This is a genomic window from Siphonobacter sp. BAB-5385 (assembly GCF_002261125.1).
Taxonomy (GTDB): Bacteria; Bacteroidota; Bacteroidia; order Cytophagales; family Spirosomataceae; genus Siphonobacter.
The window spans coordinates 47,364-64,931 of the sequence record NZ_NMPS01000031.1; the positions used below are offsets into that span (position 1 = coordinate 47,364).

Here is a 17,568-nt window from a genome sequence, read left to right on the forward strand (position 1 = left end):
TCTAGTCTTTGAAAACAATCCGGTTGTCGTGACGGGTGAAATTGATGGCGAATAGTTCGGCGATAAGCTCCAGGGTGGCTTCGGGGTTTTCGGCGGGTAAGAGGCCCGTAGCCGTTCGACTGGCAAGTTCCGGATCATTGATTTCCACTTCGAAGCCATAGGTTTCTTCGAGAATGGACGCCAGTTCCCGGAGGGAGGTTCGGTTGAGCGTGAGGTGATGGTCTTTCCAGGAGGCGTATTGCTCCGGATGGGCGGTGTGCGAGCGACTGAGTTTTCCCGACGGATTCATGACGACCAGATCGCCGGGCTTCATCACGAGCGGAGAAGCCTGCGGAGCCTGCTTCATCTGTAAGGCCACTTTTCCGGATCGGAGGGTAACCTGCGAGCGACGGCTGCGGGCAAAAACGGTAAACTGGGTACCTAAGACGTTCACTTCCAGACCACTGGGAATGGAAACGATGAAAGGCTGATGCTGCGGCGTATGTTCAATCTGAAAATCAGCTTCGCCCCGCAGTTCGACCCGACGCGTACCTTCGCCGAAGCCAAATCGCGGATAACGCAGGGAAGAGTTGGCATTCAGGGTAACGCTTGAACCGTCTTCAAAGGAAATTTTCCGGGTTTCACCGTATCCCGTTTCACTCGTCTGGTAATAAATCAGGTTCCGAATGGCCGGAAAAGATACGCCGAGGAAGGCAACGACCAGCACGGCCGCAATCAGCCGAATCGAAGTCCGGTTCCACCAGCGGGTGGGCGTATCATCGGTTTGAAGGATCGATTCCGGCTCGGGTTCCTGATGAAGCATTTGCTGCGTACGCTGAAAAGCATCCTCCCACGAAGCTCGGCCCTGTAGGTGGTTTAGCTCCCATTCGTGCAGCCACTGGTAGTACTGTTCGTGGTTGCCAGCATCCTTCAGCCAGTCTTCAATGACTTTCTTTTGAAGGGGTGTAGCCCGACCCGCGAAATAATCGTGCACCGTGTTTTTAATGACCTGGTCTTCCATGGTAATCGGTTGGCTTTCAATAGGTGGTTGGGATGAAAGAGATTAGCTAAACCACTGTAGCAGAATAGTGATTGTTAGTATAGCCTTGCGAAGCTGACTCAGTGCTTTGGCCATGTGAGCTTCTACGGTTTTCAGGGACAGGTTCAATTCGGTAGCGATTTCCTTGTTTTTCTTTCCCTCAAACCGGCTCAACATGAAGACCCGCTGACATTGGGCGGGAAGCTGCAAAATGGCCTGATCTATTCGCTGATACAACTCATCATACTCGATCAGGGATTCGGGATTGTTCGCCTCCGAGAGGTGTTCGGAAGATTCCGGGGAAGTCGTATTTTTCTCTTCTTTCAGTTCATAACGAACGTAGGTATACGCCCGATTTCGCACCGCCGCGTACAAATACGAACGAAACGTACCCTGCATGGAGTCGTAGGTATTGCTCTTCCAGAAATCATGAAATACATCACATACAATATCCTCCGCCTTTTCTCTAGTATACACAAAGCGTAAGGCATGGCTGAACAAAGGCTGATAATACAGACGAAACAGAGCTTCAAAACCTTTCCCGGTAGACTCGGTAAAGGCGGCTCGAATAAAATGTTCGTTATCAATCACTTTGGACGGTTCCGGTTGCAGACGCTCTTCCCGCAAAGAAGTTTCTGAACTAGAAAGCTTTTCTACCAATCCCATTAGCTACAGATGAGTCTTTACTAGGGTGACAAAGAATACCCCCCATACCCTTAGTACTCAACTCGAAATATTTTAATAAAAACTTCGTGAAGTAATATAATTGATTTGGTATAGGTGATTTACGTGGAAATCAGTTAGGTACCTATCAAAAGCAACCCCCAAAGGAGTCAGGCATTCCTTTGGGGGGGGTAGACGGGTTTCATCTGTATCTAAATTATTGGTAGGAAAGGGCAAAGAAACTAAATACGGCAGGTTCGGTTGTCGTACCCTGATGCAGTAAGCCGGGTCGTGGACTGCGGTCCCAGGGTGGCAGAAAGCTTCCATCATATACGCCGGAGGTAGTGGTGAGTTCGTTCCATTTTTTACCGTCCGGACTCCAGTAAAACTTTATATGGGAGCCGTCTTTCACGTCCATTTTAAGTTGAACTGCTTTTGCTGCAGCAATCGACTCCTGCCGGAGAACTTGCCGCTGATCTTTTTTCACTTCCCAAACCTGCACCTGATTGCCCTGAATGCCGATGCCTACGGCTTGTCCGGCATCCCCGTAGAGCACCAAGCCTTTCAAGGCCGCGTTTTGATTGACGACTTCGGTGGTCATGGTATAATCACCCAGCAGCGGTCGAATCGTCAACGCCGTACCGGAAAGGTTGTTTGCAAGGGATTGCCCCGTTAAGAAAAGATTACCCTTACTGACTTTAACTTCCGGTGTGGCATGACGAAAATCCCACTGCCAGTGGCCGGATACCGTGGTTGCGGAAAAATCATCCCGGAAATTCTTGACGCGTTCCGCCTCGTTGCCCAGCGGTTTGATTCGGGGCCATTCCGCATCCCATACTACTTCACCCAGCATACCTTGGCGGCCCGTGTACACCAGATCCTTCTTATTATAAGCATGGTACAGGTAATAGGTTTTTCCGGCTGGCGAAGTAACCAGCGTGCCGTGGCCTGTGCATTTCCACTCGTCGGTTTCGGCCAGTAGGGGGTTGCCTTCAAAGCGGGTATAGGGGCCTTGCAGGGATGCCGACCGGGCTACTTCTACTTTGTAATTACAATCCCTGCCGCAGCAATTGCCGGGGGAATAAAACAGATAGTATGCATTGTCTCGCTTGATGAGGGCCTGCCCTTCCAGCCCTTCCTTTTTATCATCCCGCAGGAGCATAAAGGGTTCCCCCTGTACCTTTAGTCCGTCATTAGAAAGTTGGCTCCCCAAAATTTCAATGGGCCGCTGATCCAGACCATACGCTTTCCAGGTGATGTATAATTGCCCCTTATCTTCGATCACAAAGGGATCAATGGCTTCTTTGCCAAACTCCAGCAAAATGCCCCGATCGGTAAATCCTTTCGCCGGGTTACTGGAGGTCGCTACACCGATACAGGAAATGCCATCGCTTTTTTTGCGGGCTACGTAATACACAAAGTAGGTGCCCTTTCGGTAATACAGCTCCGGAGCCCAGAATGAAGCCGCCGCCCAGGCGGGCGTTTTGGGAAACACGTACCCAATAGGTTGCCAGTGCAATAAATCGGTAGACTGCAGCAACGGAAAATGGGGTGCCCATTCCGAAGAAGTTCCGGTCGCGTAGTACGTTTGACCCACGCGAATGATCGAAGGGTCCGCGAAATCCCCGGGAATGACCGGATTTTCCCGCCGTTGGCTACTATCGACTAAAGCCAAGGCAGAGACAGAGGAAATGCTTTCAGGCTTTGAGAAAGTCAAAAAGGGAAGGGTAAAAAGCAGGAAGAAAAGGAGTTTCATACGGTTTGTCGAGGTAATACATGCGGCAATCGGCTGTCGTAAGCGTGTACGTATAGTCAGCCTTGCCAGCACAAAGAAATGTAAAATCGACCGTTTTTTACGTATGAATCGACTTTGCCTGACGGGAAGCGGCAGAAAAGACTAACCGAATGAGTGGGGCAAAACTTATTGGTTGCCTAAAGTAGAATCGATTGCCAGGCAAGACCGATTCTGCTTTTATAAACTATACAGGAGAACCTATTTCCTAAAAGTCCTCCTGTCTAAGCCTATCAATTTGCAGAACATTGGTATCGAAAGAGACATTCTGATCTATACGTTCTCAGCTGAAATCTAATCCCTGAAGGATTGCCGAAAGGCCACCGGAGAAAGTCTGGTTTTGGCTTTGAACAGCTTGCTGAACGATTGCGGATGCTCAAAACCCAGCTGGTAAGCAATTTCGGCCACAGTTAAGCCGCTCGTACTCAGGTAGGTTTTCGCCGTTTCAATCAACTGATTGTGAATGTACTGCTGCGTACTGACCCCGTGTAGCGTTTTGAGTAAATCCGTTAAATAGCGGGGCGATACTTTCACGTGATCCGCCACTTCCTGTACCGTGGGAATGCCGTTCAGCGGTTGTGAAAATCGGCTGATCAGGTAGGCATCCATGGTGTTTATCAAATCATGATGAACTGCTTTACGCGTCAGAAATTGCCGGTTGTAATAGCGATTACTGTGATGCAGCAGCAGTTCAATCTGCGAAACCAGTACGTCCTGACTAAAGGCATCGATGTTGGTGTGAAGCTCCCGCTGAATGGAATCAAATAGCGAGGTAATGACCTCCTTTTCACTCGCCGATAAAAACAGGGCTTCCGAGACATCGTAGGAAAAAAATGATACTGCCGGATCGACTTGCCGAGCGGATAGGGTCGAATCAGATCCGGATGGAAGTATAGAGCGAACCCTTCATAACTGTCCGTTGAAGCAGTCATGGTCACCAACTGATGCGGAGCTAGAAAAGCCAGTCCACCCTCCTGGAAATCATAGTAGCCCGGTCCGTACCGAACGTGACCGTTGAAGCGGGTTTTAAAAGAGATTTTATAAAAATCAAGCATGAAAACGGCTCCGGCCTGCTCTAAATCGGGAGCGGTTGCCTGATACGAAACCAGAGCGATCAGCGGATGCAAGGGCTTCGGCTGCTTCAGGTGCTCTAGCAGCTCGGTAATCGTTTTAAAAACGTGCGTTTGCGGTGCTTTCATGCGATCAATCTGTATAAGCGTAAGGGCTGAGGGCTGAATGCCCTCTACTAGTCCTGGGCGGTCGGACGAATGACAATATCACCAATTTCTACGTCATCCGGTTGTTCCAGAGCAAAGGCCACCGTTCGGGCCACGGCTTCGGGCGGCAGGCCGAACGTGTCCATTTGATCCGTGATGGCTGCTTTTAAGGCTTCATTTTTCAACTGAGCTACAAAATCGGTTTTTACCATGCCCGGTGAAATGCCCGTGACCCGATACTTTCCTCTGGATTCCTGCCGTAAGGCTTCATGAATGGTGCGAACGGCATTTTTGGTTCCCGCGTAGACGCCCTGATTGGGCGTAATTTTAATCCCCGAGGTAGAAATAATGGTAATGATGTGCCCGAAACCCTGTTGTTTGAATACGGCCAGCCCCGCAGCGATACCGTACAGAACACCTTTCAGGTTAATATCGATCATCTTTTCCCAATCCTCAATTTGTAACTCATCCATTCGCGAAAGCTCACTCACGCCCGCATTGTTGATGATAGCATCTACCTTGCCGTACTGCTGACGGGCCAACGCAACCAGACGCGTCAGATCTGCCTGCTGGCTAACATCGGTTAGAACGTAAGTAGCCTGTCCGCCCTCTTCTTTAATTTGATGTACGAGTTCGATCAGACGATCTTCCCGCCGGGCTCCCAGAACCACAATCGCCCCTTGCTGAGCTAACAGGCGAGCGGTAGCCTGGCCAATGCCACTGCTGGCTCCCGTGATGACGATAACTTTTCCCTGATTTGTGCTTGACATACGTGTGCTGTGGAATGTTTCGACAAAGTTCACAATCACCCATTTGCTAAACGTAGCCTAAAATGCAGAAGACTTAGCCAAAATGTTGGGGTAGGGATGAATGGTGTATAAACAGTGGTAGCCCGGCATGTCTCCGCTAAGATTCAGCCCAAGGTCCCTACATCCTATCCGGAATCAATAAATGGGATTAACTGATGGATTCGCTCAACCCTAATAGTAAGGGCATCTTTATGGTAAAATCAAGCCGTTTTTTCGTATAGTATGAACCGTTACTTTTGTATCGTCTCGTTCATGCAGAGGGATTGAAACAAGATCTCTGCTCCTTGTTGCAGGGCCGGGTTCTCTGGTTGGAACCTACTCCGTTAGTCAGGCTGATTTATGGGGATTATCAAAATGACTGACGGAGTTCCTGTATAAGGAAGATTTCTAAGAGTCCATGTAGCATTTTATATCCACCCACCTCTATGTATCCTGGTAAAGGCTTTCTCCGATTATTGGAGAGAGCCTTTATTATTGCTTGGGGAACGTAAGGAATGCCTTATAGTTTCTGTTGGATAACTGGCAAACAAGGACCATCGGCTCGCGATCAGGCGAAATACACGACTGAATCGAAGTGTCGCCCAATTCTTCCCCCTTAACTACCGAATTTGTACCCCCGTTCGGGCGAGCGGATGGCTTAGTATTGCCTACCGAAAACACGCTATGAACGCATCGCCTTCCAACCCCAGAAAAAGTCACTATCCTGCATGGCTCATCTATGCGTTAATGGTAGTGATTATTGGATTAACCCTGTTTGTGATTTACACGTTTTAACTGTAGTCTTCTTCCAGCGGCGTAGTCGTCGTTCGGAATTGTCGGGCGTATTCCGAGGGCGGTACGTTGTACAGCTTCTGGAACATTTTCCGGAAATACTTCACGTCTTCAATCCCCACCTGATACGCAATATCCGATACCCGCATCGGGGTACTGGCCAGAAGCTGGGCGGCCCGCTTCATGCGTACATCGCGAATGAATTCAACAACGGTTTGCCCGGTAATACTTTTCAGCCGCCGATAGAATACCGACTGACTCATGCCCATTTCCTGAACCAGGATCTGAACGTTGAATTCAGGTTCCTGTAACTGGCTTTCGACAATCTGCATGGCCTTTTCCAGAAAGAACTTATCGGCATCCGGGATGACGACTTCGGAGGGCTCCAGCAAGATTTTTCGCTGGTAGTACTCCCGTAGTTTGACCCGGTTTAGTAATATACTCGTGATCTTGGCGTACAGGATTTTAGGATGGAAGGGCTTGGCGATATAATCATCGGCTCCGTGTTCCAGACCTTCCAGTTCGTACACCGCCGCGGCCCGGGCCGTGAGCAGTAACACGGGAATATGATTGGTTTTGGGATGCTGCTTGATTTTTCGGCAGAGTTCCAGACCGTCGCTTCGGGGCATCATGATGTCACTAATGATCAGATCGGGCAGACTCGCCAGGGCCTGATTCCAGCCATCCAGCCCATCAACGGCCGTTAGTACTTCAAATTCACCGACCAATAGCTGGTGCAGATACTTCCGCACTTCTTCGTTGTCTTCTACCACCAATACGCGAAGCGAAACCGGTAACTGACTGGTGGCCGCCAGGAGTTCCGCATCGGCCTCGGGTAGCTCCAGCGTAGCGGGAACGGAGGTTTCGGGAACGTGAATTTCGGAGGCTTGCAAATGGCGATTTCCGAAAGGCAGGCGGACCGTAAAGGTAGTCCCCTGATCCGGTGCACTGGTCACCGAAACTTCGCCCCGGTGCCGTTCCACCCACTGTTTCACCAACGAAAGGCCAATGCCCGAACCTACAATCTTCAGCGTTTGGGTATGAGAAGCCTGGAAATAGGGATCGAAAATGTGCTCGAGTTCTTCGGTGGGCATCCCTACACCCCAATCCCGTACCTGAATTTCCAGGTAATGCTGTAGAAGCCGGCCATTCTGGTACTCCGCCGACTGCCCGGCATCTCCCACGACCTGTAGGGACAAGCGAATCCGGTCCTGCGGGCGGGTGTACTTGAAGGCATTTGACAAGAGATTAGTCAGAATGATTTCCAGTTTGTTCCGGTCAAAATACAGGTAGATGGGCTCTGCCGGTTTTTCCAGCCGGTAATCCAGTTGCATTTCTTCGGCTTTGAGCTGATAAATGAGATACAGCTCCTCCACAAAACTGCTAATGTTTTCCCGACTGGCCTTCAGGGACAAGTGACCCGACTCCACCTTGCGAAAATCGAGTAACTGATTCACCAGATCAAGTAGCTTACGCGTCTGGCTGTGCATGAGTAATACTTTTTCCCGCAAGCCACTTTGCTGGTATTTGGAAGATACCAGTTCTTCCATCGGTCCCAGAATTAGCGTAAGGGGCGTTCGGAGTTCGTGGGAGACATTCGTGAAAAAGCTCAGCTTCAAATCGGTCAGTTCCTTTTCTTTTTCATGCTGGAATTTTTCAAAAGCCAGCGTATTTTTCAGAGCCTGCTGGGCCGTAGCGATGCGGCGGTACAACAGCAGAGCCCCCGTCAGGATACAGCCATAAAGCACGTAGGCCCACCAGCTTTTCCACCAGGGCGGTAAAATCGTTACCTGCATCTGAGCGGACTGGCTCGACCAGATGCCGTCGCCGTTGGTTGCTTTCACCAGAAACGTATATGTACCGGCAGCCAGGTTTGAAAAACTGGCCATCCGTTGTCCGCTGGGCAATTCCACCCAATTCGTATTGTATCCTGCCAGACGATACGCGTACCGTTGCTTCTTCGGGTTGGCATAGTTCAGGGCGACAAAAGCCAGCGAAAAATCGTTTTCAGAGGCCTCCAGCCGAACATCCGGATTTGCCGAAAACGGCTTTTCCAGCAGTACCCGACCATTTAACGTATCACCCGTAGCTACGGGTTGATTGTGTACGCGAAATTCGGTGATCTGTACCAGCGGCGGATACGGGTTCGGACGGATTGCGGCGGGTTTGAAAGACGTAATACCGTTGATACCGCCGAAGTAAAGCGTCCCGTCGCTGGAGCGGTAGGAGGCTCCGACTTTAAAGGAATTACTCTGGAGGCCGTCCGTTACATCATAATGCCAGAGCTGACGAGTACGGGGGGTGAACTGATACAGACCCGTTCCGCCAATCCAGAGATTTCCCGATTCGTCAAACTGTAAACTTTCAATATCGTTTTCGGGTACCCAGCGGCGGTAGCGTTCGATGCGTTCCGTACCGGGTGTGAGTCGGTGCAGACCACCCCCGATGGTACCGATCCAGAGGTTTCCGGCGGAATCTTTGGCCAGTGGCCAGGCGTAATTCGTTTGCAGACTATTCGGATTACCCGGTTGGTGCGTAAAGGCTTTCAGCAAAGACAATTTACCCTGCCGGATCTGGAGCTTAAGTACGCCCTGATCCCGTGTACTGGCCCATAAACAATCCTGACTGGCGTCGTACAGAAGCGAGGTAATCTGTCGCGTGGGCAAATTACGCTGATCGGGCGAGTAGGTACCCCGGTATTTTCCCTGCTCATCGTACGCAAGAATACCGGCACTGCTGGTGGCAACCCACAGCATACCGTGGCGGTCCTGCGTGATGTGTTCGATGCAGATGTTTCGCCAGTCCGGTCCGTTCGGGACGGGAGCTTGCAGGCGGGGTGGTGAGCTTCCGCCGGGAGCCATCCGCAAGAGGCCTTTGTAACGCGTACCGATCCATAAAGTACCCTGGGTATCCTGATAGATAGCCGATACGTCCATGCCATTATCCCGGCCAAATACCGTACTGCTGAGGTAATTTTTGAAGGTTTTTTGGCGGAGGTCGTAGCTGGCAAATCCGTTACGGGTACCCATCCAGATCTGCTGGGCTTTTTCGTCTTTAAAAATGGTATTGATGTAGTTGTGAGCCGGAGTCGTGGAGCCCAGCATCTGCCGCCGGATGAGCCCGAATGGTTTCGAGCGGAGTTTCAGCAAGTTGAGGCCCCCGGCCGAAGTTGCCAGCCAGAGGTTATTAAACCGATCTTCCAGAATATCGTGCACCCGTACGGAATTGATGCTGCGTAAATCCGTATCCTGGGGCAGGAAGGTTTGTACGTCGGTCACATCCAGCGGCAGTCCGTTACGCTGGGCAGGCCGCATGAGCATCAGGCCATAGCTGGTACCAATCCATAGTCGTTGAAATGAATCGAGAAACAGGCTTTCAATCGTTGCAAACTGCAAGGGTAGGGCTTGGGGCTGTAACTGTCCCGCCTGAGCGAGTGTAGCGTTTGGAGCCCAGAATACCTGATTTCCCGTACCAATCCACAAATCACCCCGGTAATCCCGGTGAAGAGCCCGAATCGGTGTCTGTCCCAGAGCCTGTACCTGTAAAGCCGTGCGGGAATGGGGCTTGATGACCCATAGCCCATGATTAAGCGTTCCCACCCAGACCTGTCCGGTACGATCTACCGCAAGTCGGGAAATGCTGGGCTGACCGAAGATCGGAATCTGGGCAATCTTTTGAATGCTTCCCGAAGGAGCCAGCTCTACGACAAACAATCCGGCCTGGTGGGTGGCAATCCAGAGGCGATGCGGGGCGTCGGAGGTAATGGCATTGATGTTTACTTCGGATAATTGTTGAGCCAGAGCCTGAAAAGCAGCGGCTCCTGCACATTCCTGAATACTGGAAAAGCGGTCTTTTGAAGCGTCGTACAGATATAATCCGGCTCGTTCCACACCCACCCACAAGCGTCCGCTGGGGTCCACATGCAGCGTTCGGACGCGGTTGGCCGTCGTCCCCAGGCGGTCATTCAGGGGCAAGTCGTACGTCTTCAGGGTATGCCCGTCGTACCGATCCAGCCCCTTATTGGTTCCAACCCAGGTAAAACCCAGCCGATCCTGAGCGACGCACATGGCATCGCTGTGGGAGAGGCCTTCGTTGACCGTAATATGTTCGAACCGAAAAGGTGCGGATTGAGCCATCGCCGGTATCAGGCAGCAACTCATCCAGAAAAGACAGCTTAAGAAAAAGAACTTCATAGATTGGCTAATATGCCCCTCTGTTTTGACGAAAAAAAGCCTCCCCGGCCATTACGCAGGTTCTAACTTTGTTGTACGCGTGGTGTAAGAGAAATAATCCACTCGAAAATCAACTTAAAAAGATCATAAGTTTACTTATTTTTCTCTTATTCGCAAGTATTTTTTCAATTCCTTTTCAAAACCTTTATGTCCTATCGTATTCTTTTTTGTCTATGGCTTTTCGTGGGTTTTGTTTCCTCCGGATGGGCTAAACCCCTTCGGAAAGAACCCTATTCGGCGTACCTTTTTGTTTATTTTACGGGTAAAGGAGCTAATCAGGAAGCCATACGTTTTGCCGTCAGTAAAGATGGTTACAACTACAAGGCACTCAACTTCAATCAGCCGGTTATTCCCTCGGCCGAGATAAGTGCCACGGGCGGCGTTCGCGATCCGCATATTCTGCGTAGTGAAGACGGCAAGTCGTTTTACATGGTAGCCACGGACATGCATACCGTCAAAAATAGCTGGGGTCCTAATCACGGCATGGTGCTGCTGCGTTCGAAGGATCTACTGCACTGGCAATCCAGTAAAATTGACATTACGCAAACGTATCCGGCCTTCAAGGAAGTAAACCGGGTATGGGCTCCGCAAACCATCTACGATCCCGTCGCGAAAAAGTATATGATTTACTGGTCCATGCGATTCGGGCAAGATGCTGATAAAATCTACTATGCCTACGCCAACGCGGATTTCACGGCCTTGGAAAGTACGCCCCAGTTGCTCTTCACCAACCCTCAGGGCGGTTCCTGTATCGATGCGGATATTATCCGGAAAGATGGGGTATACCACCTATTCTATAAAACGGAAGGCAACGGTAATGGCATCAAGCAGTCTACCGCCAAACAATTGACGGGTCCTTACACCCAGCACGACGCCTACCTGCAACAGACCAAGGATCCGGTGGAAGGCTCCGGAATTTTTAAACTCAACCATTCCGACCAGTACATTCTTATGTACGATGTCTACACCAAAGGCCGCTACGAATTTACGACCAGCAAAGACCTGGAGCACTTTACGAAAGTAGACCACGAAATTTCTATGAATTTCCTCCCCCGGCACGGTACCATTCTGCCGATTACGCAGGCCGAGTATCAGGCTCTGACGAAGCAATGGCCGCTGGCGAATAATCCCGTACTGGGTGGCCATTTTGCGGATCCGGAAGTGCTGTATGCGGAGAAAACGGGTAAGTTTTATCTCTATCCCACCAGTGATGGTTTTGATAATTGGGGAGGTACGTACTTCAAAACCTTTTCGTCCACGAATCTGGTAGACTGGCACGACGAAGGCGTTATTCTGGATTTGCCCAAGCAAACCACCTGGGCCAACCGCAATGCCTGGGCACCGTGCATCGTGGAGAAGAAAATCGGCGGCAAGTATCAGTACTTTTATTACTACTCGGGAGCCCAAAAAATTGGACTGGCGATCGCCGATGAACCGACGGGACCGTTTACCGACATTGGTAAACCCTTCATTGATAAACACCCGGAAGGCATTAAAAACGGTCAGGAAATTGATCCGGATGTGTTTACCGATCCGCAAACGAACAAAAGCTACCTGTACTGGGGGAATGGCTATCTGGCCGCGGCGGAGCTGAGCGAAGATATGCGTTCACTCAAACCCGAAACGCAGAAAATTCTAACGCCGGATCGGACCTTCCGCGAAGGTACCTACGTCATTTATCGGAAAGGAACGTATTACTTCTTCTGGTCGGAAGACGACACCCGCAGCGAAAATTACCGGGTACGCTACGCTACGGCGAAGTCTCCGCTGGGTCCTCTGACCATTCCAGCCAATAACCTTGTCATCGAAAAAGACAAGAGTCGGGGGATTTACGGTACGGGGCACAACTCCGTCATTCAGGTGCCGGGCAAGGATGAATGGTACATCGTCTATCACCGCTTCCGCTACCCCGATGGCATTACGCTGGGCGATGCGGCGGGGTATAATCGCGAAACCTGTATCGATCGGCTGACCTTCAATGCGGACGGCAGCATTGCTCCGACGAAGCCCACGCTGGAAGGGATTGCTCCCGTGTCGCTGAAGAAGTAAACCTGGCTATTCATACCTCAAAACAGCTGGTGCTCTGAGCATCAGCTGTTTTTTTATGGCCTGAGTAGTACTTCCAATCGCCTTTGGAAGAACGTTCGGGTAACTCACTGATACTGAATAGGGCAAAGTCAAATTTACCCCCGCTTTTTGACGAAATCGTCCCCGTTTGTTTTGCCTGAGGAGCTCTACTTTTGGACTATTCAAGTAAATAGTTTAACCGACCGCTATCGATTGAATATTAATTCTACCAATAGTTAGACACCTTTTTTTACTTCTATGAAATTTAAATGGCTACTTATTTGTGGAGCGATGTTACCCCTGCGAGGTGGATTCGCCCAGCCCTGGACTGGAAGTCCTTTACACGCCTCAGCGAAGACTTCCCGTCAAGCCATTATCATCACCGGGAAAGTAACCGACGGCAACGGACAGGGAATTCCCGGTACCAGCGTTTCCTTAAAAGGAACAACGCTGGGAACCAATACTGACACCGACGGGAATTTCAGACTCCAGATTCCCGAGGGTACGTCCAACCCTACCCTGGTTTTCTCTTACGTAGGGTATGCCACGCAGGAAATAGCAGTAGGCTCACAGACCACCGTTAATGTCCAGATGAAAGACGATAGCCGGGCCTTGAGCGAGGTGGTCGTTGTGGGCTATGGTACCCAAAAACGTTCGGACATTACGGGCTCAGTGGCCTCCGTGCCGAAAGCACGTCTGTCGCAATTGCCCGTGACCAACGTATTGCAGGCCGTACAGGGATCCGTGGCGGGGGTAAATATCTCACAGCCTTCTTCCGTACCCGGTGCTACACCTTCTACGACCATTCGGGGCCAGAACTCGATCAATGCCAATTCGGGACCGTTCGTGGTGGTGGATGGTATTCCGCTGAGTAAGACCGGCGGTTCGCTCAACGACATCAACCCGAATGACATCGAGTCGATGGAAATTCTGAAGGATGCCTCTGCTGTAGCCATTTACGGTACGAACGGAGCCAACGGGGTAATCCTGATTACGACCAAACGCGGAAGTACTGGCAAGCCTACCATTCGCTACAATAACTACGTAGGGATTGAAGAGTTTTCGCACGTTCTTCGCCCCAGAAACGGAGCGGAGTACGTTCAGAAATACGCCGATTTTATTGCACAAACGGGTCAGAAAGCACCTTTCCCCGTTCCGAACTATGACGAGCTTCCCAATTACAACGCCGGGATCACGACTGACTGGATCAAGGAATCGACCCAGACGGGCGTTCTGCAGGATCATAACCTGAGTATTTCCGGCGGTTCTCCCAACGTTCGGTACTTCGTTTCCGGCGAATTTCTTGATCAGAAAGGTCTGGTAAAGGGCTACAACTATAAGCGGGCCAGTTTCCGCTCGAACCTCGATGTGACGCTGACGGATTTTCTAACGGTTGGAACGTCGCTCTTTATTGCCAATAATAACCGCGATGGTGGCCGGGCCAACCTGCTGAATGCCTCAGCCATGAGCCCTTACGGCCAGATGTACAATGCAAACGGGACCTATAAGATTTTCCCTATGTTCCCCGAGCAATTGTTTTCGAACCCCCTACTGGGTTTAACTACGGATCGACTGGATCGGAGTACGAACCTGAACGGTAACGGTTACGTGGAAGTAAAGTTGCCTGGTAAACTGGACGGTTTGAAGTACCGCATGAACATCGGTTACTCCTACATTCCTTCACGTACGGGCAGCTATACCGGACGGGCAGCGAATGACCTGTTGGGAACGGCAAATACGTTCTTCTCGGAAACCAACAGTTTCACGCTGGAAAACATCATCTCCTATACCAAGGATTTTGGCAAGCACCACTTCGATTTTACGGGTCTGTACAGTGCCCAGCAACGTAAGTACGGTACTACGTCGGGTTCCTCTACGGGTTTTGTGAATGACCAGCTTTCGTTCAATAACCTGGGAGCCGGAGCTACGCAGTCGAGTAGTTCGTACGCTGACCGCTATGCCCTGAATTCTCAAATGGGTCGGGTGAACTATTCGTATGACAGTCGCTATTTGCTGACCGTTACGGCCCGTAATGACGGATCATCGGTTTTTGGAGGCAACACGACGAAATATGGTCTGTTCCCCTCGGCGGCTTTGGGCTGGAATATCAGCAACGAAGCTTTCATGAAAAATCAGAGCATTGTCAACAACCTGAAACTGCGGTTCTCGTACGGAAAAACGGGTAACGAAGCCATCAGCGTATACCGGACGATTACGACATCCAACACGGGCCGCTCGCCTTTCAACGGCATTAGTACCATCGGAACCTTCCCGGGCAACCTGGGTAACAACAATCTGCAATGGGAAACGACGGTAAGCCAGAACTTAGGTGTGGATTTTGGACTCTTCAACGACCGTATCAACGGTAGTGTGGAGTTGTATAAAAACCGCACGAAAGGCCTCCTGTTGTTGCGTAGCCTTCCCATCATGACGGGTTACTCCAGCGTGTTCGACAACCTGGGCGAAACCTCGAACACCGGGGTTGAAGTAACGCTGAACACGCGTAACCTCACGGCTTCGGATTTCAAGTGGGAGACCACCCTCGTCTTTGCTTCTAACCGTAACCGCATTGTGGATCTGTACGGCGATAAGAAAGATGATTTAGGCAATCGCTGGTTTATTGGTAAGCCCATCAGTGTGATTTACGATTACAAAATGATCGGGGTTTGGCAACAGGGCGAAAGTGCGGCCGATCAGGATCCCGGAGCCGTTGCGGGAGATTTGAAATTTGCCGACATCAACGGGGATGGAAAAATTACACCCGATGGCGACCGGATTATCCTCGGACAAACGGCTCCTAAATGGACGGGCGGTTTAACCAACACCTTCCATTATAAGAATCTGCACCTGAGTGTATTCATTCAAACCGTACAGGGAATAACCCGTAACAACGCGGATTTGACCTACGCCGACGAAACGGGCAAGCGGAATACACCCATTGAAGTAGGTTACTGGACGGCTGAAAACAAAAGCAATACCCGGCCTTCGCTCGCTTACCGCAACACGCGGGGCTATGGATATGCTTCGGACGCCAGTTATACCCGGATTAAAGACGTAACGCTGAGCTACAATCTGAACCAGAATCTGGCGAATAAACTGGGCCTGGGTAGCCTGACCGTATACGCCAGTGGCCGGAACCTGTACACCTTCACCAACTGGATTGGCTGGGATCCCGAGGCCGTACAAAGCAGTCGTGGTTCAGGCGATTGGACTAACAACTATCCCCTGACCCGTTCACTGGTACTGGGCTTAAATGTTTCGCTTCGTTAATACGCGATTTTACTCTTGCACACAATGAAAAAAATATATCTAAAGCTGGCGGCTCTGGCGGCAGTAGCTCTGGCAACTTCGTCCTGCCAAAAAAGCTTTCTCGACGAAAAACCCTATTCCGCTTACACGCCCGTTACCTTAAACGATTCGCTGGGGCTTAATTCCTCACTGGTCGGACTGTACAACCATACCAGTACGTATTACTCCTGGTCTGGTCAGCAAGGCTGGCTTAGCGTATGGCAGGTAGGAACAGACGTTGCCAATGCAACACCGAATCAGCAGGGCATTGAAATTCCGTATTACAACTATACCCTGCTGACGCCTACGGATGGAGCAGCAAGTTATTTCTGGAACCGGAATTACATCATGGTGAATCTCACCAATACAATCATCAATTCCGTCGATAATCCGAGCTTAACGGGAATCAGTCAGGGAGGCAAGAATCGAATCAGTGCCGAAGCCAAGTTTTTCAGAGCATATGCCTACAATAATCTGGCTACCTGTTTTGGCGGCGTTCCCGTGATTACGACGGCGTTGACGGGCCCTAAAACGGATTTCGTGCGGGCTTCGCTCGATGAAGTAAACAAGCTTATCGTGGAGGATTTGACTTTTGCGGTCAATAACTTACCCGACATTGAAAGCGTGGGTAGCAACACCAAAGGGAAGCTGTACGGTCGGGCGAATAAGTTCATGGCCATGCAACTGCTGGCAGAAGCTACCTGCGAATGGACAAACCCGATCTGGCGGAAGCTCAGTTACAGGGCATCCTCAACAGTGGCCGGTTCAAGCTGGTGAAGAGTCGGTACGGCATTCAGTCTACGCAGCCAGGTGACTACTACCATGACATGTTCATCTACGGAAACCAGCGACGCGTGCAGGGTAACACCGAAGCCATCTGGGTACTGGAGCAGGAAAATCCCAGCACGGTAGTTGGCGGTATCACCGATAACCCGCAGCATCGCCGGGTATGGGGAGCGGCTTACCACAACGTACCGGGTATGTCTCTTTCCGATTCTACGGGAGGCCGGGCCCTGGGGCGTTTGCGACTGAGCAACTGGGTTCTTTACGAACTCTACAAACCGGGCGATATGCGTAACTCGCAGTACAACATCCGCCGTCGGTACATCTATAACGATGCCAGCAGGCCGGCGACTTTTGGAAAACCCGTCCCTTATGCCGGAGCAGATACGGTATTTAACCTGGCCCCGCATACGACCAAATGGTACCAGTTTGATCCCAACGATACGTTTGGCTACGCGATGATTAAAGACATGGTGCTGATGCGTCTCGGTGAAACCTACCTGCTTTTAGCCGAAGCTCAGGTGAAACAGGGTAAGCTCGACGCGGCGGCGGCCAGCATCAACACACTTCGGGAGCGGGCCTTCCCAGGCTATCCTACGGTGGGTAGAGTTTCTGCTTCGGACATGACGCTTAATTTTGTGCTGGATGAACGCGTTCGGGAACTGGTGGGCGAAGAAAACCGCCGGATGACGCTCATGCGTACGAAAACGCTGGTAGAGCGGGCTACTCGTCTGAACAGTAACAATGGCTTCAACCCCACGCGTGGTCTGACCAATACGCATTTGCTGATGCCGATTCCTTTAACGGAAATTCAGTTGAATAAAGATGCTGAGTTAAAGCAAAATCCAGGGTATTAAGGAATACCAGTACGTTAGCGTCCGGATGGGGTTTTCCCAGTCCGGACGCTTTTTTAACGATACGCTCTAAA

General features: G+C 50.8%; 11 protein-coding genes. 4 read left to right on the forward strand and 7 right to left on the reverse strand.

What is annotated here, in order from left to right:
• Position 1: 1 nt before the first annotated feature.
• From BWI93_RS02140 to BWI93_RS02165, 7 genes are all read right to left on the reverse strand, one after another.
• Positions 2-1,000: a FecR family protein gene (locus BWI93_RS02140; RefSeq protein ID WP_094808523.1), complete on the reverse strand. Its 999-nt coding sequence runs from the start codon at positions 998-1,000 to the stop codon at positions 2-4.
• A 42-nt stretch (positions 1,001-1,042) separates the two neighbouring features.
• Positions 1,043-1,684, reverse strand: a complete 642-nt coding sequence (locus BWI93_RS02145) for an RNA polymerase sigma-70 factor (RefSeq protein WP_255157680.1) — start codon at positions 1,682-1,684, stop codon at positions 1,043-1,045.
• Between the two features lie 214 nt (positions 1,685-1,898).
• Positions 1,899-3,437: a glycoside hydrolase family 43 protein gene (locus BWI93_RS02150; RefSeq protein ID WP_094808524.1), complete on the reverse strand. Its 1,539-nt coding sequence runs from the start codon at positions 3,435-3,437 to the stop codon at positions 1,899-1,901.
• 330 nt (positions 3,438-3,767) lie between these two features.
• Positions 3,768-4,082 carry an AraC family transcriptional regulator gene (locus BWI93_RS28430; RefSeq protein ID WP_255157681.1) on the reverse strand — a complete coding sequence of 105 codons (315 nt, stop codon included), beginning with the start codon at positions 4,080-4,082 and terminating at the stop codon, positions 3,768-3,770.
• A 35-nt stretch (positions 4,083-4,117) separates the two neighbouring features.
• Positions 4,118-4,672 carry an AraC family ligand binding domain-containing protein gene (locus BWI93_RS28435; protein WP_255157682.1) on the reverse strand — a complete coding sequence of 185 codons (555 nt, stop codon included), beginning with the start codon at positions 4,670-4,672 and terminating at the stop codon, positions 4,118-4,120.
• Between the two features lie 47 nt (positions 4,673-4,719).
• Complete coding sequence (locus tag BWI93_RS02160; RefSeq protein WP_094808525.1) at positions 4,720-5,460, reverse strand: SDR family oxidoreductase; 741 nt, start codon at positions 5,458-5,460, stop codon at positions 4,720-4,722.
• A gap of 809 nt (positions 5,461-6,269) precedes the next feature.
• Complete coding sequence (locus BWI93_RS02165) at positions 6,270-10,463, reverse strand: two-component regulator propeller domain-containing protein (RefSeq protein ID WP_094808526.1); 4,194 nt, start codon at positions 10,461-10,463, stop codon at positions 6,270-6,272.
• A gap of 186 nt (positions 10,464-10,649) precedes the next feature.
• Between BWI93_RS02165 and BWI93_RS02170 the strand changes: the two genes are divergently transcribed.
• The 4 genes from BWI93_RS02170 to BWI93_RS28445 all read left to right on the forward strand — a co-directional run bounded on the left by BWI93_RS02170 (position 10,650) and on the right by BWI93_RS28445 (position 17,497).
• The gene (locus BWI93_RS02170) at positions 10,650-12,551 is read left to right on the forward strand and encodes a family 43 glycosylhydrolase (protein WP_094808527.1); all 1,902 of its coding nucleotides are present in this window, start codon (positions 10,650-10,652) and stop codon (positions 12,549-12,551) included.
• Positions 12,552-12,827: 276 nt separating this feature from the next.
• Positions 12,828-15,839, forward strand: a complete 3,012-nt coding sequence (locus BWI93_RS02175) for a TonB-dependent receptor (RefSeq protein ID WP_094808528.1) — start codon at positions 12,828-12,830, stop codon at positions 15,837-15,839.
• Positions 15,840-15,863: 24 nt separating this feature from the next.
• Entirely contained in the window at positions 15,864-16,634 is a 771-nt protein-coding gene (locus BWI93_RS28440; RefSeq protein ID WP_255157683.1) for a RagB/SusD family nutrient uptake outer membrane protein, read from the forward strand.
• Positions 16,565-17,497 carry a RagB/SusD family nutrient uptake outer membrane protein gene (locus BWI93_RS28445; protein WP_255157684.1) on the forward strand — a complete coding sequence of 311 codons (933 nt, stop codon included), beginning with the start codon at positions 16,565-16,567 and terminating at the stop codon, positions 17,495-17,497. Before BWI93_RS28440 ends, BWI93_RS28445 begins: the two co-directional genes overlap by 70 nt.
• Positions 17,498-17,568: the final 71 nt, after the last annotated feature.